20 protein-coding genes are annotated in these 19,148 nt (G+C 58.2%); 9 read left to right on the top strand and 11 right to left on the bottom strand.

Annotated features, from left to right (window positions below):
- Positions 1-69: 69 nt before the first annotated feature.
- From ubiG to I9H09_RS07670, 4 genes are all read left to right on the top strand, one after another.
- Positions 70-768 (top strand): bifunctional 2-polyprenyl-6-hydroxyphenol methylase/3-demethylubiquinol 3-O-methyltransferase UbiG, encoded by a 699-nt coding sequence (ubiG, locus tag I9H09_RS07685; RefSeq protein ID WP_005889739.1) that lies wholly within the window; start codon positions 70-72, stop codon positions 766-768.
- A gap of 3 nt (positions 769-771) precedes the next feature.
- Positions 772-1,443: an N-acetylmuramic acid 6-phosphate phosphatase MupP gene (gene mupP, locus I9H09_RS07680; RefSeq protein ID WP_122323510.1), complete on the top strand. Its 672-nt coding sequence runs from the start codon at positions 772-774 to the stop codon at positions 1,441-1,443.
- A 30-nt stretch (positions 1,444-1,473) separates the two neighbouring features.
- Positions 1,474-2,214, top strand: coding sequence for a YciK family oxidoreductase (locus tag I9H09_RS07675; protein ID WP_122323511.1), 741 nt, complete (start codon positions 1,474-1,476; stop codon positions 2,212-2,214).
- A gap of 214 nt (positions 2,215-2,428) precedes the next feature.
- Positions 2,429-3,355 (top strand): GGDEF domain-containing protein, encoded by a 927-nt coding sequence (locus I9H09_RS07670; RefSeq protein ID WP_005889734.1) that lies wholly within the window; start codon positions 2,429-2,431, stop codon positions 3,353-3,355.
- 29 nt (positions 3,356-3,384) lie between these two features.
- Here the strand turns inward: I9H09_RS07670 and I9H09_RS07665 are convergent, their stop codons facing one another.
- The 7 genes from I9H09_RS07665 to I9H09_RS07635 form a co-directional block, all read right to left on the bottom strand.
- Positions 3,385-4,170, bottom strand: a complete 786-nt coding sequence (locus I9H09_RS07665; protein WP_024669886.1) for an iron-containing redox enzyme family protein — start codon at positions 4,168-4,170, stop codon at positions 3,385-3,387.
- A 29-nt stretch (positions 4,171-4,199) separates the two neighbouring features.
- On the bottom strand, positions 4,200-6,662 hold the full coding sequence (locus tag I9H09_RS07660) for an EAL domain-containing protein (RefSeq protein ID WP_122346593.1): 2,463 nt from the start codon (positions 6,660-6,662) through the stop codon (positions 4,200-4,202).
- 123 nt (positions 6,663-6,785) lie between these two features.
- Positions 6,786-8,612: an ABC transporter ATP-binding protein gene (locus I9H09_RS07655; protein WP_122346592.1), complete on the bottom strand. Its 1,827-nt coding sequence runs from the start codon at positions 8,610-8,612 to the stop codon at positions 6,786-6,788.
- On the bottom strand, positions 8,605-9,237 hold the full coding sequence (locus tag I9H09_RS07650) for a DsbA family protein (protein WP_122323514.1): 633 nt from the start codon (positions 9,235-9,237) through the stop codon (positions 8,605-8,607). Before I9H09_RS07650 ends, I9H09_RS07655 begins: the two co-directional genes overlap by 8 nt.
- Before the next feature lie 3 nt (positions 9,238-9,240).
- Positions 9,241-10,194, bottom strand: coding sequence for an oxygen-dependent tRNA uridine(34) hydroxylase TrhO (trhO, locus tag I9H09_RS07645; RefSeq protein ID WP_162010129.1), 954 nt, complete (start codon positions 10,192-10,194; stop codon positions 9,241-9,243).
- Between the two features lie 187 nt (positions 10,195-10,381).
- Complete coding sequence (locus I9H09_RS07640; RefSeq protein WP_024690078.1) at positions 10,382-10,675, bottom strand: BolA family protein; 294 nt, start codon at positions 10,673-10,675, stop codon at positions 10,382-10,384.
- Between the two features lie 15 nt (positions 10,676-10,690).
- Complete coding sequence (locus tag I9H09_RS07635; RefSeq protein ID WP_005889727.1) at positions 10,691-11,224, bottom strand: DUF2059 domain-containing protein; 534 nt, start codon at positions 11,222-11,224, stop codon at positions 10,691-10,693.
- A 168-nt stretch (positions 11,225-11,392) separates the two neighbouring features.
- Here I9H09_RS07635 and I9H09_RS07630 point away from each other — a divergent pair, with 168 nt between their 5' ends.
- Both I9H09_RS07630 and I9H09_RS07625 read left to right on the top strand, forming a co-directional pair.
- Entirely contained in the window at positions 11,393-12,787 is a 1,395-nt protein-coding gene (locus I9H09_RS07630; protein ID WP_053480510.1) for a class II fumarate hydratase, read from the top strand.
- Positions 12,780-13,394: an NAD(P)H-dependent oxidoreductase gene (locus tag I9H09_RS07625; protein ID WP_005889723.1), complete on the top strand. Its 615-nt coding sequence runs from the start codon at positions 12,780-12,782 to the stop codon at positions 13,392-13,394. The genes I9H09_RS07630 and I9H09_RS07625 overlap by 8 nt, the downstream gene beginning before the upstream one ends.
- A gap of 25 nt (positions 13,395-13,419) precedes the next feature.
- Here I9H09_RS07625 and I9H09_RS07620 read toward each other — a convergent pair whose 3' ends face one another.
- Both I9H09_RS07620 and I9H09_RS07615 read right to left on the bottom strand, forming a co-directional pair.
- Positions 13,420-14,379: a DMT family transporter gene (locus I9H09_RS07620; RefSeq protein WP_005889722.1), complete on the bottom strand. Its 960-nt coding sequence runs from the start codon at positions 14,377-14,379 to the stop codon at positions 13,420-13,422.
- Positions 14,380-14,477: 98 nt separating this feature from the next.
- Positions 14,478-15,077 carry a tRNA-uridine aminocarboxypropyltransferase gene (locus I9H09_RS07615; protein WP_236502262.1) on the bottom strand — a complete coding sequence of 200 codons (600 nt, stop codon included), beginning with the start codon at positions 15,075-15,077 and terminating at the stop codon, positions 14,478-14,480.
- A gap of 242 nt (positions 15,078-15,319) precedes the next feature.
- Here I9H09_RS07615 and I9H09_RS07610 point away from each other — a divergent pair, with 242 nt between their 5' ends.
- Positions 15,320-15,592 (top strand): acyl carrier protein, encoded by a 273-nt coding sequence (locus tag I9H09_RS07610; protein ID WP_122346590.1) that lies wholly within the window; start codon positions 15,320-15,322, stop codon positions 15,590-15,592.
- A gap of 105 nt (positions 15,593-15,697) precedes the next feature.
- Here I9H09_RS07610 and I9H09_RS26895 read toward each other — a convergent pair whose 3' ends face one another.
- Complete coding sequence (locus tag I9H09_RS26895; protein WP_117144034.1) at positions 15,698-15,820, bottom strand: PA1414 family protein; 123 nt, start codon at positions 15,818-15,820, stop codon at positions 15,698-15,700.
- Between the two features lie 206 nt (positions 15,821-16,026).
- Positions 16,027-17,391: a DNA recombination protein RmuC gene (locus I9H09_RS07605; protein ID WP_162880326.1), complete on the bottom strand. Its 1,365-nt coding sequence runs from the start codon at positions 17,389-17,391 to the stop codon at positions 16,027-16,029.
- A 746-nt stretch (positions 17,392-18,137) separates the two neighbouring features.
- On the opposite strand from I9H09_RS07605, the gene I9H09_RS07600 reads away from it, so the two are divergent.
- A complete protein-coding gene (locus I9H09_RS07600; RefSeq protein WP_122346589.1) occupies positions 18,138-18,440 on the top strand; it encodes a hypothetical protein in 303 nt (100 codons plus the stop codon).
- A gap of 482 nt (positions 18,441-18,922) precedes the next feature.
- On the top strand, positions 18,923-19,141 hold the full coding sequence (locus tag I9H09_RS07595) for a hypothetical protein (RefSeq protein ID WP_002554588.1): 219 nt from the start codon (positions 18,923-18,925) through the stop codon (positions 19,139-19,141).
- The last annotated feature ends 7 nt before the right edge of the window (positions 19,142-19,148 follow it).

The raw sequence follows: 19,148 nt of genomic DNA, 5'->3' as shown, positions 1-19,148 counted from the left end.
AACACATGCCAGTCTGGTTCATCTATACCAGACTGATGAAAACGAATTTTGAGTTCAAGAGGGACACCCATGAGCAACGTCGACCGCGCAGAAATCGCCAAATTCGAGGCCCTGGCCCATCGCTGGTGGGACCGCGAAAGCGAATTCAAGCCGCTGCATGACATCAACCCCTTGCGCGTCAACTGGATCGACGAGCGCGCCAGTCTGGCCGGCAAGAAGGTTTTGGACGTCGGTTGCGGCGGCGGCATTCTGAGCGAGGCGATGGCACTGCGCGGCGCAACCGTCACCGGTATCGACATGGGCGAAGCGCCACTGGCAGTGGCGCAGTTGCATCAGCTCGAATCCGGTGTCAGCGTCGAGTATCGGCAGATCACTGCCGAAGACATGGCCGAAGAAATGCCCGAGCAGTTCGATGTGGTGACCTGCCTGGAAATGCTCGAGCACGTCCCGGACCCTTCCTCGGTGATTCGAGCCTGCTACCGCATGGTCAAGCCCGGCGGCCAGGTGTTTTTCTCGACCATCAACCGTAATCCCAAGGCCTACCTGTTTGCCGTGATCGGTGCCGAATACATTCTCGGCCTGCTGCCGCGCGGCACTCATGACTTCAAGAAATTCATCCGCCCTTCCGAGCTGGGCGCCTGGAGCCGCGATGCAGGCCTGCAGGTCAAGGACATCACCGGCCTGACCTATAACCCGCTGACCAAGCATTACAAACTTGCCTCCGACGTTGACGTCAACTACATGATCCATACCCTGCGGGAGGCATAAGACATGCGCTTGAGAGCAGTTTTATTCGACATGGATGGCACCCTGCTCGACACCGCGCCCGACTTCATCGCCATTGCTCAGGCGATGCTGGCGGAACGCGACCTTCCCGGCGTGCCGGACAAACTGATCCGCGACGTCGTCTCCGGGGGCGCCAAAGCAATGGTCGCCGCCGCCTTCGCAATGTCTGCCGATGCACCGGAGTTCGAGGCATTGCGTGTGGAGTTTCTGGAACGCTACCAGCGTGACTGCGCCACCCACAGCAAGCTTTTCGACGGCATGCCCGAGTTGCTGGCCGATATCGAGAAAGCCGGTCTGATCTGGGGCGTGGTGACCAACAAACCGGTGCGATTTGCGCAGCCAATCATGGATCAGCTCAAGCTCTCGGAGCGCTCGGCGGTACTGATCTGCCCCGATCACGTCACGCACAGCAAACCGCACCCAGAGCCAATGATCCTGGCTTGCAAGATGCTCGATCTGGACCCAGCCAGCGTGTTGTTCGTAGGCGATGACCTGCGCGATATCGAATCAGGGCGGGACGCGGGCACCAAGACTGCTGCTGTTCGCTACGGCTACATCCACCCCGACGACAACCCCGACCACTGGGGCGCCGATGTGGTGGTCGACCATCCGCTAGAATTGCGCAAGGTGCTGGATAACGCCGTGTGCAGTTGCTGAACCCGCCATTATTAATGAAAGAGGCCATTCATGTTTGATTACTCCGCGCGCCCGGACCTGCTCAAAGGCCGGATCGTTCTGGTTACCGGAGCCGGTCGCGGGATTGGCGCAGCGGCTGCCAGAAGCTATGCCGCACACGGCGCAACCGTCCTGCTGCTGGGCAGAACCGAGAGCAGCCTGTCCGAGGTGTACGACCAGATCGAGGCGGCAGGCCAGCCACGACCGGTAGTCATACCGTTCGACCTCGAAATCGCCGGCCCGGGCCACTACCAGGAACTGGCAGGCATGATCGAGACCGAGTTCGGTCGTCTCGACGGTTTGCTGCACAACGCATCGATTATTGGTCCGCGCACCCCGCTGGAACAGATATCCGCCGAGGAATTCGCGCAGGTCATGCACATCAATGTGAATGCCACGTTCATGCTGACCCAGGCGATGCTGCCGCTGCTCGAACTCTCGGAAGATGCCTCTATCGCGTTCACATCCAGCAGCGTCGGCCGCAAGGGACGTGCAAACTGGGGCGCCTACAGCGTGTCGAAATTCGCTACCGAAGGGCTGATGCAAACCCTCGCTGACGAGCTCGATGGCGTGGCCGCCATACGCGCCAACAGCATCAACCCGGGTGCCACTCGCACCGGCATGCGAGCACAGGCCTACCCCTCCGAAAACCCTCTGGACAACCCTGCGCCCGAGGACATCATGCCGGTCTACCTGTACCTCATGGGGCCGGACAGCAAGGGCGTCAACGGACAAGCCCTGAACGCTCAATAAACTGACACGCCCCCGTGTGCTTGTGACAAAAAACTGTCACAAGCGCCGCTTTTTGCGCTTCTTAAAGCCAAGGAATTGCCGAAAATTCGTCACTGTCAGAGAGCTGACGTCAGCTAAACCACTGATTTCAATATGTCTAGGCAAAAATGAACCGAATCGCGACACGTCCCCTCTAACCCAGCCAAGCCAGCAATATGTGCTGAGGAGCGAAGAGATGAATTTTCCTACCCAGACCCATGCAATCGATTTCGATACGGCTGAATTGCAGAGACTTGGCTTTCGAAATCGACCTGACGCCGTACTCCCACCCCCGTCACTGCCCGAGCTGATTTACCAGCTTGGGCGCCAACTGCAGACCAGTCTGGAGGCAGAGCGGATATTAACCCTGTTCTTTCAGGGCGTGCAGCGGTTCCTGCCATTAAGCGGTCTGATCTATAGACACGTCGAAAGTGACCTGCACCTGCGGCTGGGCGAGGTGTCATCCAACAGTGCGAGTTTTCACTTGCGTCATGAAGGTAAATTCATCGGCGAACTGGAGTTCCAGTGTGCCAAGCCCTTTGACACCCGGCAATTGAGCGACCTCGAGTCCTTGCTGGTCTGCCTGCTGTACCCGCTGCTCAATGCATTGCTGTACCGCATCGCCACTCAGAGCGCACTTCGTGACTCGCTGACCGATACCGGCAACCGTATCGCAATGGACCAGAGCCTTGCCCGGGAAATAGAGGTTTCTCGTCGCCACAAGCAGCCGCTGTCGCTGCTCATGCTGGACATTGATCACTTCAAGAAAGTGAATGATGAATACGGCCATCACACGGGTGATGACGTGCTGAAAACCGTAGCGCACAGTCTGAAGACGCAGTTGCGGAATATTGACCGCGTGTTCCGCTATGGCGGGGAAGAATTTGTGGTGATTCTGTCGAACACCGACTCCGATTCAGCTGAACTGATCGGTGAACGATTACGCCAGGCGGTACGAGACCTCGAGTTTCAGGAGCTTGATCCGACGCTGAACATGACTGTCAGTCTCGGCTGTTCGACGCTGCTGTCAACGGAAACGGCCGACAGCCTGCTGCGCCGGGCCGACAACGCTCTTTATGTTGCAAAGCGTCAAGGCCGAAACCGCCTTGCGATGGCCAGCTAGCGTCGCGACCTCTCCCGCCTTCCTCCTCCCTACGCTTCCAGTGCGGCGACCCGTCCGCGCGCAGACTTGATCTTGTCGAGCTGCATGCAGCGCTCCAGGAACAAGTGCATGTAATCGTAGCTTTTGGTAACGGCCTGACGCAGCTCGGCCTGCAACTGTTGACTCGGTTTGTTACCCACCAGCGTACAAATAATCTCAAGCGCTTCCCAAGGATGCGCATCGTCGTACTGTGCATGCATTTTGAGCCATTTCATGGCTTTCTTGCGGGTCTCTTCAGGGAACGCTTCAGCGTAGGCACCTGACGAACAGACCACCGCCGACCACTCCCCCGTTGCACCTTCGATGGCGTAGTTGGTGGCAGCCATCGCTACTGCCAGAGAATCCGAGGAACTGGTCTGCCAGCACCAGTGGCTCAGCGCGTGCAGCTCCGGGGCTACGTGCTGATCATGAAGATCCTCAAGCGTCACATCGTGAGATGCGCACCAGTTGACCCAGTAATCAGCGTGGTTGAGTTCGACTCGAATGTTGCGCATAAGCCAGCGACGCGCCATGTCTTCGCCAGGATGACGGCCGAAGCGGGTCTTGGTCAGGTTTTTGGCCATGTACACCGCAAACTGCTCCACGACGGGCCAGCCACCAATCAGGTAATGGCGCATGATCAGCGGGTTCAGTCTTGCGTCACGCATCTGCTGATACAACTCGTGTTCGACGACCCGCGCCTTGGCAGCACTGCAATCCTTGATCAGCTGCTGCGCCCAGGCCGGGTAGCTGCTGGCTTCCATGAGCGGACCTGTTCTCTCGAAAGTGTCGATCACTGGGTATCTCCTTATAAGGTTTCGACTGATTAACGTAGCGTTCCTGGCGCGCCGAACATCAGGGGGTCAGGCCGTACGGGCTGAATGTACAGACTTTCACAAGTGAACAATTCAGGACGCGAAATCAGATAGCCCTGTGCAAAATCCACGCCCATTTCCAGCAACGCAGACTCTATCTGGGGCGTCTCGACGTACTCGGCAATGGTGCGTTTGCCCATCACATGGCCAATATTATTGATGACCTCGACCATGGCCTTGTTGATCGGATTGTCGAGCATGTCCTTTACAAAACTGCCATCAATTTTCAGAAAGTCCACTGGCAAATGCTTCAGGTAGGCAAAGGACGACATCCCGGAACAGAAATCATCCAGAGAAAACCTGCAGCCCAGTGACTTCAGCTCGTTGATGAATCTGATGGCGCTTTGCAAATCGGCAATGGCACTGGTTTCAGTGATCTCGAAGCAGATCATCTCCGGCGCCACATCAAAAGCCACGAACTGATGCTTCAGATACTCGAGAAACGTATCATCTCCAATGCTTGAACCAGACAAATTTATAGCACACAGCGCCTGAGGTGCTTGATGCCTGTCATCACTCTGGCACTGGGCGATGACCTTGAAAACGTTCTGTACCACCCAGCGATCCAGGGTGGTCATCAGCCCGTAACGCTCGGCAGCCGGGATAAAGCTGTCCGGCACCACCATCCTCCCGGATTCGTCACGCAGACGCAGAAGAATCTCGATGTGGCGTACCTCATTGCCCTCTCCGCTCATGGCGGCGATTTCCTGAGCATAAAGACAGAACCGGTTTTCATCCATTGCCATGTGCAAGCGTTGTATCCAGGCCATCTCGCCGAAACGCATGGACAGCGTCAGGTCGTCGACGCTGTACACCTGAACCCGGTTACGGCCCTTTTCCTTGGCCATGTAACAGGCCATGTCGGCGGCGGACAGTGATGCTTCGAGGGTGACAGGCACGTCGCCCAGATGCACAAGACCAATACTGACGGTGGTCATGAACGGCCGGCCTTTCCACATGAAATGCAGGCTCTGCACAATTTCGCGCAAGGCCTCGGCAATGTCGTTAGCCTTGCTGGCCGGACAGTCGACGAGCAGAACGCCAAACTCGTCGCCACCCAGACGTGCCAGTGTGTCGCTGTCGCGCAGGCCCTGCGGCAAGGCCTGACACAGCTGGCGTAACAGTTCGTCGCCTGCGGCATGGCCACCGGTGTCATTGACCAGCTTGAACTGGTCAAGGTCAAGGAACATCAGGCAATGGGTGCCTGAGCCGTCGCCGCGCTCATCAAGCACCTGTTGCAGGCGTCGCTCGAACTCGCTGCGGTTGACCAGCCCGGTCAGCGGGTCGTGGGCAGCCTGCCATGACAGCTCGGCGATGTACTGACGTTCCTGGGTCATGTCATGCAGCACCAGCACTGCACCACTGATCACGCCGGAGGTGTGGATCGGTGTCCCGACCAGTGCTACCGAAACCGTACTGCCATCCAGCCGCTGGATCAATTTGCTGCTGGCGCTGCCGCCCTTGAGCCTTCCGGAGGCAATCTGATCGATCAGCGTCGAGCTGTCTTTCTGGTCGTATTCATCCAGCAGGTTGAACAGCGCCGCCAGAGGAAGCCCGCTGGCCTGTGAGCTCTTCCAGTGCGTCAGACCTTCGGCCGCAGGGTTCATGTACACAATGGCACCCGCCACATCGATGGTGATCACTCCGTCGCCGATCGATTCAAGGGTAATTTGCGCCCGCTCCTTCTCAAGTTGCAGCGCGTCGGCGAACAGCCGTCGTTGGGCAATCAGGCGGCGCACACGCATCAGCGCCAGCACAATCAGCACAATGGCGGTCACCAGATTGACCGCTATCAGCAGGTTGAGGATAAACCGCGACCCTTCGCCCAGCGCGTCGCTGAATGCCTTGGCTGCAGGCGTGACACCGTCATTGATGACGTTGATCTGCACGCGCCACTGTTCGACATCGGCAGGCGTGACATCGCCCTGAATAACACGCTCATGGATATGCTGTGCAAGCTCGTTGAGCTGCATCAGGTAGCCATCCCCCACTTCCCAGAAGTGAATGGCCTGCTTCATGAAACTGAAATTGTGGAAATTCAGGTACATCCAGATGATGCCGTTGACATCGTCCGGGTGATTGCCGCCCTGGATGATGCCGGCCCGCGCATCCGACAGAGAGGGAATGGGCTGGTCAAGCGCCTTGCGCAATGCATGGCCGCCCTGCGGCACAGCAAAGGCACGCTGATACTTCAGGTAATCGCCTTCATCGTGCGTATTGGCGTAAAGACTCAGGTAGTGGATGGCGTCCTTCTGCCCCTTGGACCAGAGGCTTTCACCCGCGACATAGCTTCGCACGGCAGACATGGTGTAGAGGCTTACGCAGCCCAACAACGCCTGAAACAGTGCGACGGCAATGAAAGGCCATACGATGCCCAACAGACGGGGCTTGGAGAAGGTCCATGGTTGTTTCATGGGTTTCACGTCACCACATGCCTGAATAAACGTCTAGCGCAGAGACTAGGCTAAATTCCGCAATGATGGCAGTTGAATCTCCCAAAATTGAAGCAACTTGAACACTGATCAAGGCGAAGCACATCAAATTTGTTGTAAATGTCCGTACAGTTTGGCGTACAGACCTCCATCGGCAATCAGCTGCTGATGATCACCGTCTTCCACAATTCGGCCGCCGTCGAACACCAGCACCCGGTCAGCCTGCTTAACGGCAGAAAGACGATGCGCGATGATCAACGTGGTGCGACTGCGCAGAAAGCGTGCGAGGGCCTGATGGAGGTTGTACTCCGTGGCAGCGTCCAGCGCCGAAGTCGCTTCATCGAGGATCACCACTTTAGGATCGGATAACACCATGCGCGCAATCGCCATACGCTGGCGCTGCCCGCCAGACATCCTGACCCCGGAGCGCCCCACCACACTGTCCAGGCCTTGCGGCAGTTCGCGTATGGCGCAATCCAGTTGCGCGACTTCCAGTGCCCGCCAGCAGGCGTCATCACTGCAGTCGCGGCCCATGGTCAGATTGGCCCGCACGGTGTCGTTGAACAGCGCCGGATGCTGCAGGACTACGGCGACGTTCTCGCGCACTGTTTCCAGGCCGATATCCTGCTGGCTGACGCCGCCAAAGCGAATGATCCCGGTGCGCGCCGTGTACAGGCCCAGTAGCAACTGCACCAGCGTACTCTTGCCCCCGCCACTGGCACCGACAACCGCAACCTTCTCCCCCGGCGCGATATTCAGATTCAACTGATCCAGCACCAGATCATCGCCATAGCCGAAGCTCAGGCCGCGTACTTCGATGCCCACGGTATCGCGTCCCTTGAAGGGGTCGACACCGCCGGGGTATTGCGGCTCGTCGGCTCGAGCCAGCAACTCGTTGATACGCGTGAGTGCGCCGCCCGCTGCGTAATACGCGTACTGCAGGTTCAGCAATTGCTCCACCGGCGTCATCATGAACCACAGGTAGCTGAAGACTGCGAGCATCTGCCCGATGGAGAGGTCCGAGAACAGCACAGTGAGCATCGCAGCGGCGCGAAAGATATCGATGCCGAATTGAAACAGCAGGCCGCTTGCACGCCCCGAAGCGTCGCTCTTCCATTGCGAGTTAATGGCGTAGTCGCGAACTTCCTGCGCCTTTGACCCCAGACGCCCCAGAAAGAACTCCTGCCGATTGCCGGCCCTGACTTCTTGGATCGAATCCAGCGTTTCACTCAACGCCTGAGTGAAGCGCGAGGTGCTGTCGTTCTCAAGCTTCTTGAGGTGCTTGACCCGCTTGCCGAGCTTGACTGTGAGGAGGATCACCAGCGGGTTGAACAGCATGATCAGCAGCGCGAGCTTCCAGTGCATCCACATCAGAATGCCCGCCGTGCCGGCCAGCGTCAGGGTCGCCACCAACAAGCGACTGAGCGTTTCGCCGACAAACTTGTCCAGCGTGTCCAGATCGGTCACCAGGTGCGTGGTGACAGTGCCGCTGCCCAGGCTTTCGTATTCTCGCAGTGAAATTCGCTTGAGCCGCTCGATCAGGCGCAGCCGGATACGGTAGACGATGTCCTTCGCCAGCCCGGCAAACAACCGCGCCTGCAAGACGTTGAAAACCAGCGCCCCTACGCGCAGCAGCAGTGTCAGCAAAAGCATCAGGCCGATGTAGCCCACCGCCTTCTGCAGGCTGTCGGGCAACAGATGATTCATGACTTTCAGCGCGGCATCGCCCCGGCCCAGCAGCACTTTGTCAACCAGCAACGGCAGCAACAGGGGGATCGGCACACTGCACAGAGTCGCCAGAACCGCGACACCATTTGCCAGCCACAGCGCTTTTTTATGACGTAACGCGAGGCGGCGGATTTCAGCCCAGCTCAATGCATCGCCACGGCCTGCATGCGCTTGTCGGTGCGCGTCGGGGGGATCATCACGCACTGAGTGCACGCTCCAACCACCGCCCCAGCAGCGGCGAAAGGCTGCTCAGCGGCTGATAACCATTGGTCAGCAGCGCCAATTGGCCATTGCGTTCGGCGAGCAGGGTCGGAAACCCGGCAATGCCCAGGTCCTGCGCCCAGGCGAAATCAGCGACCGTGGCCGCCTGCCGCTCCGGGCTTTCAAATTCATCGGCGAATGCCTGACGCGAAAAACCCGCCTGCCCGGCCAACTCGGCCAGCACCGAAGGAAGCGTCACATCACGACCCTCGCCGTAGAACGCTTGCTGAATCAACCCTGCCAGCAGCCAGGCACCTTCAGGGTCGAGATGCCGCGCGGCGGCGACCGCCAGACAGGCTGGAGTGGTGTCGTAGACAAAACCTTCCGGCAGTGCGCCTTCGAGATGAAACACCTGCCCGGTGGCCTCCTCGACCGCCCGCCAGTGTTCGAGAATGTAGCGGCGCTTGGCGGGCTCCAGAACGATCTTTTCAGAACGCAGGCCGCCCATGACCAGGTGCAACGGCACGCCCGCCTCGCGCGCCTGAGTGACCAGTGCGTCGGCAACCGGGGCAAAACCCCAGCACCATGAACACATAGGGTCCATGACATAGATCAGGCGGGCGGACATGGCTCAGGCCTCTGAAGTTGGATGCTCGGATGGTAAACGGTAATTACGACCGATTGGATGAGGCTGGTTACGCGCCTTGGCCAATTCGATCTGTTTCTGCCGGTCAATGGCACTGCGCCTGGTTTTCTCGCTCAACGAATCCCAGCAATGCGGGCAACTGACACCCGGCGAGTAATGCTCGCTGGCGCGGTCCTCGGCACTGATAGGGGTACGGCAGGCATGGCACTGATCGTAATCGCCTTCGGTCAGGTCATGACGAACTGTCACCCGGTTGTCGAAGACAAAACATTCGCCGCGCCACTGACTCTCTTTCTCGGGGACTTCCTCGAGGTATTTGAGAATCCCGCCCTTGAGGTGATAAACCTCCTCGAAACCCTCGCCCAGCATATAGCTCGAGGCTTTTTCGCAGCGGATGCCACCGGTACAGAACATTGCGACCTTTTTGTGTACCGCCGGGTCGAAATGCGCCTTGATGTATTCGGGAAACTCACGAAACGACGTGGTCTTTGGATCAATGGCGCCTTCGAAAGTGCCAATTGATACCTCGTAATCGTTACGGGTATCGATCAACAGCACTTCGGGGTCAGTGATCAGGTCGTTCCAGTCTTTCGGCTCGACGTAAGTGCCCACGTTTTTGTTGGGGTCCACGCCCTCCACACCCAGGGTCACGATCTCTTTCTTGAGCTTGACCTTGGTACGGTAGAACGGCTGCTCGTCGCAGTAGGACTCCTTGTGATCGATATCGATCAGGCGTGGGTCACTCTTCAGCCACGCCATCAGGCCATCAATGCCTTCACGGCTGCCTGAAACCGTGCCGTTGATGCCCTCATCGGCAATCAACAGAGTGCCCTTGATGCCGTTGTCGACCATCGCCTGCAACAGCGGCTCGCGCAGTGCCACGTAATCGCTGAGGGTCACGAACTTGTATAGCGCCGCTACGACGATCGGCTGAGTCATCGGCTCTTGAGTCATGTATCTCTCCAGTGGCGACCCTCGCAAAGGGCCTACCGGGTAAAAAATTGCGGACAAAAAAACGCACCGGCCAGTCGGCGCGGTGCGGATTCTAGCAAAAAGCGCGGTTCAGCAGGCAGCTCGGCGGATCAATTGCCCCCGCAGAGGGGGCGTGATCGGCAAAGCGTGCCTGTCAATGACCGCCAGCACAGGTGGGCGAAGCAGGCGCAGCACCGGTTTTCGCCCATTCTTCAGGCGTGTACGTGTGCAAGGCCAGCGCGTGAAACTCGCCCATCAGAGCCCCCAGCGTGGCATAGACCTTCTGGTGCCTCTTGACCTGGCTCAGGCCCTCGAACTGATCACTGACCAGAACGGCCTTGTAATGCGTCTGCTGACCACGACTGTGCATGTGGCTCTCATCGAGCACTTGCTGATGATGCGGTTGCAGCAGCGCAAGCGCCGACTCGATTCGTTGTTGCATGGTCATGTCAAAAACCGCCTGTCAGGGCTTCTTGGCCGGAGCGGCAGCAGGAGCAGCGGCCTTGGCAGGCTCCAGCTCGGCAGTCATGTCAGCCAGCAGCTTGTTGACGACCGGCACTGCGCTTTCCAGCTTGCTCTGGGTCAACTGAGCGGATTGTTGCGCCAGCTCAGGCATTTTGGTCATCACTTTCTTGCCAAGCGGGGACTGGTAGAACGCAACCAGATCCTTCAACTCGCTTTCAGTGAAGTTGGTGGTGTAGAGCTTGACCATTTCAGGCTTGAGCTTGTTCCAGCCGATGGCCTGATCAAGTGCGGTGTTGGCTTTGGCCTGATAGGTTTCAAGCAGCGCCTTTTTCGAGGCAGGTGCCTTGGTTTCAGCGAAACGCTGGGCAAACATCTGCTGAACCTGCGCGTAGACCGGAGCGCCCAGGCGATCGGCGTTGGCAAGCTTCAGGAATGTTTCGGCGCTCGCATTGTGACTGGCGGTGTCGGCAAAGACCTGACCACTGGCACACACCAGCGCTACCGCGGTACAAATGGCACGAAGACGGGTCATCGAGTTTCCTTATCTAGCGAACGAGGCATTACCCCAGGGCCGACCATTCTGCGCTTATGTGGGCTTTTGTCTCAACCCCCGGTTCACCGAGCGGTTAAAAAGCAGTGCTCGGGAACCCTCTCCGCATATGGCTACCTAACCTGCAACGTACTTAAAGGAGTAAGACCTGTGAGCCGCACCGAAACCGACAGCATCGGCCCGATCGAAGTCCCCGAGGATGCCTACTGGGGGGCGCAGACCCAACGCTCACTGATCAATTTCGCGATTGGCGATCAGCGCATGCCGCTGCCCGTCCTGCACGCCCTGACCCTGATCAAGAAGGCCGCTGCGCGCGTCAACAATCGCAATGGAGACTTGCCTGCAGACATCGCGCGCCTGATCGAACAGGCCGCCGATGAAGTACTTGAAGGGCAGCACGATGCGCAGTTCCCGCTGGTGGTCTGGCAAACCGGCAGCGGCACGCAGAGCAACATGAACGTCAACGAGGTGATTGCCGGTCGTGCCAACGAACTGGCCGGTCAGGGCCGTGGCGGCAAATCGCCGGTCCACCCTAACGATCACGTCAATCGCTCGCAAAGCTCCAACGACTGCTTCCCGACGGCCATGCACATCGCCACTGCTCAGGCGGTCAAGGAACACCTCCTGCCGGCCATAGCCGAACTGTCTGCCGGACTGGCCGAGCAATCCGCGCGCCACATGAAACTGGTCAAGACCGGACGTACGCACATGATGGACGCGACGCCGATCACCTTTGGCCAGGAGCTTTCAGGCTTTGTGGCCCAACTGGATTACGCTGAAAAAGCCATTCGCGCCACCCTGCCTGCGGTCTACGAGCTGGCGCAAGGCGGCACGGCAGTGGGCACCGGGCTCAACTCGCCGAAGGGCTTTGCTGAAGCGATCGCTGCAGAACTGGCCGCATTGTCCGGCCTGCCGTTCGTCACCGCGCCCAATAAGTTCGCCGCACTGGCGGGTCACGAGCCGCTGGCAGCGCTTTCCGGCGCGCTGAAAACACTGGCCGGCACCCTGATGAAAATCGCCAATGACTTGCGCCTGCTGGGTTCAGGCCCACGCGCCGGGCTGGCAGAAGTCAGGCTGCCAGCCAACGAGCCCGGCAGTTCGATCATGCCCGGCAAGGTCAACCCGACTCAGTGCGAAGCGCTGTCGATGCTGGCCTGTCAGGTCATGGGCAACGATGTGACGATAGGCTTTGCCGCCAGTCAGGGGCACTTGCAACTGAACGTGTACAAGCCGGTAATCATCCACAACGTCCTGCAATCGATTCGCCTGCTGGCCGATGGCTGCAGCAACTTCAACGAACACTGCGTCGCCGGCATGGAGCCAGACGCCGAGAAGATGGCCGAGCACCTCGAGCGCGGCTTGATGCTGGTCACTGCGCTCAATCCGCATATCGGCTACGACAAGTCGGCGCAAATTGCCAAGAAAGCCTATACCGAGGGTTTGACCCTGCGCGAGGCGGCACTTGCGCTGGGCTACCTGACCGATGAGGAATTCGACGCCTGGGTACGTCCGGACAAAATGCTGGAGGCAGGCAGCAATGGCTGATGCCAGATCCGGTGCAACGCCACTGGAAGGCAACGGCAAACGGATACTGATGGTGTACGGCACGCCGAAAACCATCAGCCTCTGCCATGCCCTGGGTGATGCCTACGCGCAGGCTGCACGAAGCGAAGGCCATGTGGTGCGGGTCATCAAGCTGGGCGAACTGGATTTCGATCCGGTTCTGCACAGTGGCTACGACCAGACCCAGACGCTGGAGCCTGACCTGCTTGAAGCCCAGCGTCAGATTCACTGGGCCGAGCACCTGGTATTTGTCTATCCGGTCTGGTGGGGCGGCCTGCCTGCGTTGCTGACCGGGTTCTTCGACCGGGTGTTGATGCCGGGCTTTGCGTTCAAGGCCCACGGACGCAGGCATCGCGCCAACGAACTGCTCAAAGGTCGGACGGCAGAGCTGCTGGTGACTCTGGATACCCCGCCGCGTTATTTTCGCTGGATATACGGCGCCCCTGCACATCGGCAGATGGTTCGGACAATCCTGGGCTTTTGCGGGATCAAGACGAAGCGCCTGACCGAATTCGCGCCGGTACACAGTGCCACCGAACAACAGCGGCAGGAATGGATTCTTCAGGCCCAGGCGCTGGGCAAGCGCTGAACGGCTTACCCTGCATCAATGCCTCTTAAACCTGAGCCAGCCTCGCCCTTCTTGCCCGGTAACCAGCGACCAGAGAAGGCCCAAGCGCGGTCAACGCCGACCCTGAAACCACCAGCAAGGCACCGCCGTAACCCAGCACGTTCAGGGTTTCGGCCTGCACGTAAGCAGGCCAAAGCCAGGCAGACGCCGCTACTGCGGCCAGAGTGACCAGAGGCGTCAACGCCAGGGTCGCACTGACCCGCGACGCTTCCCAGTGGGCCAATGCTTCAGCAAACGCACCGTAGGCCACCAACGTATTCAGGCAGCAGGCCAGCAGCAGCCAGCCTTGCAACGGGCTCAGCAGCAACGCTTCGGCGGGGTGCGCCCAAGGTGTCAGCAATAATGCGCAGAACAGGTAGATCACCATCATGACCTGCAGTGAGTTCCATACCGTGAGCAACTGCTTCTGGCTCAGCCCGTAAAAGGTCCAGACCGTCGAAGCAAGAAGCACGATCAGCACACCGGTGGTGTAATCACCCAGCGAGGTAAACAGCTCGAGCAGACGCTGATTGAAGAAAAAGCCAAAGCCGACCATCAGCACCAGCAAGCCGATGCCCTGCCCCACACTGAAGCGTTCCTTGAACAGAAAGATACTGCTGATCAGCAGAAAGATCGGGCCTACCTGCACCAATAGCTGCGTGGTACCCGGGCTCAGCAGGCGCAAACCGATCAGGTACAACACGTAGTTACCTACCAGCCCGAACACAGCCAGCCCCACCAGCACCTTGCCTTTGCGACCCAGCATCTTGAAGCTGGGCAGACGCTTGACCGACGCCAGCCACACAAACAACAGCACGCCGGAGACGAACAGCCTGAACCAGGTAACTGTTACCGGATCCATCACCTGCAGAACCTGCTTGAGTTTGATCGGCAGAATGCCCCAGAGCAGCGCCGTCAGCAGTGACAGGCACAGGCCGTAGACCCAACGACCAGAAGAGATGTGCATCGGCAATTCCGCGAGAAATAGAACACCCGCTTATTCTAGGCGCTGTCCTGAAAAGCAACAGTTACAGCTGAGCGCGCTTAACGCTGCAAATTGTTTTATCAAGCCTTGTCGCCATGATTACGCTGATACATCTCGTCGCCCATGGCCTGAATCTGACCGTCGATCAATGCATCGAACGGCTTCAGCAGCGCCTCGAACGAGCCCGGTGCTTCAAGTGACTGCAACGCATGCACGATTGCCTCCAGAGTCGACAATGCATTCGGACCAGGCGCCTTGCGCAAGCGGTAACGCGAAACAGGCACGGCACCCAGACTGACGCGCGGCAAGGCAGCCAACAGAGGGTTGAGGTGCAGCATTTTTCGTGCCTTGCGCCAAGTGCCGTCCGGCACGACCAGCAGCATCGGCAGCGAATCGCCCGCGTAAGGCGCCAGCGTTTCGGCAGTTTCACCCGGGAACAGCAATCGTGCCTGATAGCCGGGCGGGTTCAGGAGTGTTTGCAGATCATCGAACACCTCCCCGACACACAGTTGCGCATTGACCAGCCCGAGCGCTGCCAGCCGTGCGGTGTTCAACGCATGACTGACTTCGCCAGGATGCTGCAGGATCAACACCCGGGTGCGGCTGTCCAGACGCGGGATCAACGCACACAGGCAATGCAGGGTCGGGCGCAAACAACGTTCACAGCGGGCGCGGGGCATCGGTTCTCTCTGGGACGGGCCTGCCGCGCAACCAGAAACGGCACGCCTGGAGGGCAACAAGGATGTCAGCTCGGCCATGCAGAGAGCCGCCTGTCGAACAATCGGGCAGTTTAAACAACTTCGTCCATCCGCGTCGGTGCAATCCACAGCCGTCTCCCCTGCTTGAGCTAGTCTAATCAGTCCAAGCTGGTGACATGAAGTACGCCTGCCCCATCCTGACAAGGCCAACATCAGGAATACTCATGAATCGCGAGGGAATCAGTCAGGGAGTGTTTGACGAGTTGGGCGTTATCCTGGTGGATAAGTCCGAAATTCACATGGCAGCCACTTTCGACGACCTGGCTATGGATCAAGACGACATCGAGAAACTGCTTGATGCTCTGCAGACGAAGTTCAACGTCGAGTTTCCGGATTCGATGAAGTTACAGACCACGCCGCTGACACAGGTGATCGACACCATTCTGTTGATAAGACGGGAAACGCTGCCGGACGACAGCAAAAGCGAGGGGTTATGAGTGTAACCGGGACACCGACTCTGGAAAAAACGTCTTGTGCCGGGACGCTTTTACGCCCCGTTGCTATAGGTAACGTGACCAGGCACACGCTGTGCAGCGAGGTGCTTACCGGCGTGGACGACGACGATCGTCGTTGGTACGAACCGGAATAGGCTGCAGTTTCGGTCGTTCGATAAGACCCAGTGCAACGCCAAGATCATGGAGCCATTCTTGCATTTTGCTGTTCATAGAGCCCCCTTGAGGGAAAAACCTGACCTGTATCCATCACTCACTAAAGATCGTAGAAGCAAATTGAACATTTAGCCGAGTGCTACGGAAAAAAATTTCCCCGATGGAACCAATGTGACAGTTGTGCAGGATCGCTTCTAGTCTTTGCGACGGACGGCTCATTGCCGGATATTGCAGCGGGCTTTTGCAACTGCCTGCGCCCTGCCTCACTCAGGCTGCCGAATCAGGCCTTCCCCGTCCGTCATGGCCCTTTCGAGCAGGTCGGGCGGCAGGCTCTTGCTGGCCCGTGCGCCCAGCAATTTGAGCTGCTCGCTGCGACTGATCAGGTTGCCGCGCCCTTCGGTCAGCTTGTTGCGTGCGGCCGAATACGCTTTGTCCAGTTGCTGCAAGCGGTTGCCCACTTCGTCCAGGTCCTGAATGAACAGCACGAATTTGTCATACAGCCAGCCTGCCCGCTCGGCGATCTCGCGCGCGTTCTGGCTCTGCCGCTCCTGTTTCCAGAGGCTGTCGATTACCCGCAAAGTGGCCAGCAACGTGGTTGGGCTGACAATCACGATATTGCGATCAAAAGCCTCTTGAAACAGATTGGGCTCAGCCTGCAATGCCGCTGAAAACGCCGCTTCGATGGGCACGAACAGCAGCACGAAATCCAGGCTGTGCAGACCTTCAAGGCGCTTGTAATCCTTGCCCGACAAGCCTTTGACGTGATTGCGCAGTGACAGCACATGCTGCTTGAGCGCGGTCTGGCCGATAACCTCGTCATCGGCAGACACATATTGCTGGTAAGCGGTCAGGCTCACCTTGGCGTCGACCACCACCTGTTTGTCACCCGGCAGCATGATCAGCACGTCAGGTTGAAAACGTTCGCCATCAGGCCCTTTGAGGCTGACTTGCGTCTGGTACTCGCGGCCTTTTTCCAACCCTGCATGCTCCAGCACCCGCTCGAGAATCAGCTCGCCCCAGTTGCCCTGGGTTTTCTGCCCTTTTAGCGCGCGCGTCAGGTTGGTGGCTTCATCACTCAGGCGCTGGTTCAGTTGCTGCAGACGCTCCAGCTCCTTGGCCAGCGAAAAACGCTCGCGAGCTTCATTCTGGTAGCTTTCTTCGACACGCTTTTCGAACGACTGAATACGTTCCTTGAGCGGTGTCAGCAATTGCCCCAATTGCTGCTGGCTGGTTTCGGCGAAGCGTTGCTCACGTTCGTCGAAGATCTTGCCTGCCAGCTCGGCGAACTGGGCGCGCAGTTCGTCTCTGGACCCTTGAAGATCGTTCAGACGCTGTTGATGGCTGTCCTGCTGCTCGCGCAGTTCGGCATTCAGTGCTGCGCACTGCGCATCCAGCCGACGCAACTCGGCTTCTCTGCCGGCACGCTCGACTGTCCAGCCTTGTGCCATTTCGCGGGCATTGTCGCTTTCCTCGCGCAGCAATTCGACTTCACGGCGCAGCGCAGCAAGGTCGGCCTGCTTGGCCGAGTTGGCATGCCCCAGATCGCTGACTTCGTCACGGCAGGCGTCCAGTTGCGCGTTCAGGCCTTCCTGCGCCATCTGCGCCATGCTCAGACGCTCATCCAGCAACGCGCTTTCAGCCTGGCGCGAGGCCAGACGACGCTGCATCTGCCAGAGCAATGCCAACAAGGGCAATGCGGCTGCAGCAAGCCCAAGTAACAGGCTGTTCAGGTCCAGTGCCATAAAGACTCCATGCAGGCCGAATCACCGCCAGCGGCATTGTAGGTAGAAACACAAATAGTGCAGCAGAAACAGCCTCTCTAGCGAGGCAAGATCAAAAGGCGGGGGCAAATCGGGGTGACGGATTCTACGCGTTTTTGCGCAGTCGCACAGCCCCCATTACCGGGACATCACCACCGGGACAATCCACAGAAGCTGTGGATAACTCAGTGGACAACCTTCCTTTAACTTCCGCAAACGCAGACAGAATGGGGCTTGCGCTCAAACTGACGATTTTTTCACCAGCAAAAAAAAGCGATGTTTTTCATTGACTTAATAAATCACCATCATAAATCAAACCCTTAGCAACACTTGTGACAGTGATGTGGCAGCTTGTGGCGCTAATGTGCACAACGCTCGCGTAGGCGTTTTTTCAGGGATGTGGTGCGTCAGGTAATCTGCGCACGATGTCACCTAAATCCCCATACACACTGGCTTGTAGCGGTCGTTTCAAAAGAAGGCGCCATGCCCCCGAGCGCTTTCCTGCACGGCGCAGTCCCCTAAAGTTGCTGCAAGCGATAGACTGCGCGCGCTTCGGCAGAAGTCATCTTGAAAAACACCCGCCGTCAGCCATCAATGATTCAGTGAAGGGTTCCATGAGGGAGATACTGAAGTTCTTCGTGTTATTGATAGCAGTCTGTATAACTGCTATCGCGACCAGCCTGCTGCTGCCCTCACCGGACGGCGTGGTGTTCGCCTGCAGCGTGCTGTTATCTGCCATCGCCCTGAACCTGATCATCTGCAGGGACCTGAGCAAGGGCCGCATCAATCAGGCAGGCGATATAATGCGCGCCACCGAACGCCGCGAGTCGACTCGACTGACCATCGCAGCCTACCTGCTGGGATGTTCGATGGTTGCCTCCGTGGCGGTGCTGGCCTATCGACTGCTTGTGCATTGAGAATTATTTTTCACGTAGCCTATTGCATTACCTGTTCGCCGTCGGTAGCATTGCCGCCGTTAGTACCAAGCTGAAAATCAATTCCGGTCGACAAGTCCCCCGACAGACACTCCTCCATGCGACGAGAATGTTGGCAACAAGGGATCGACCACCTCGATGGTTTCCAGACATGAACCTTCTCGCTGAAGCACCATAAAGGTGTCAGTGCAGTAACGGCTCTCATGGTCTGCTTCAACCAGCCTGCAATTGATCAGGATCTTCACCTGGAGCGTAGAACCTTTGCTCCTGTCGTGTTGCCTGCCCTCCTAAGTACCTACCGGTCAGCCAGAGCGCCATACGATAAAGCGCGCTTCAACTGCCTGTCTTGTTCCAGTCAGGTTCTCCGCCCAGCCAGGCTTTTTTATCAAATGTCGGCCCGCGTTTACTGGAATCTTTATTTATGCACGGTATTGTTCCGTGTTGTTTCAGGAAACACCTTGAATATGAATACTCAAACTCAGCACGCGATTCACACGCTTACCAATGCTTTTGCCCCGATGAACTGCCTGATCATGGCAGCTCGCAAAGGTTGCTTCAGCTTTACCATCGTCAATGAACACGGCATCGCCCGCCACAGCGAACGCCTGTACCCCGATCAGTACGCAAGCGCCGAACCGCTGCAAGCCGTGATCGAGCGTACCCGTCAGGCTCTCATCGCCTGACGACAGC

Origin of the sequence: Pseudomonas tremae (assembly GCF_023278125.1) — a bacterium.
GTDB classification, from domain to species: Bacteria; Pseudomonadota; Gammaproteobacteria; order Pseudomonadales; family Pseudomonadaceae; genus Aquipseudomonas; species Aquipseudomonas tremae.
This window is presented reverse-complemented; position numbering and strand designations above follow the sequence as displayed.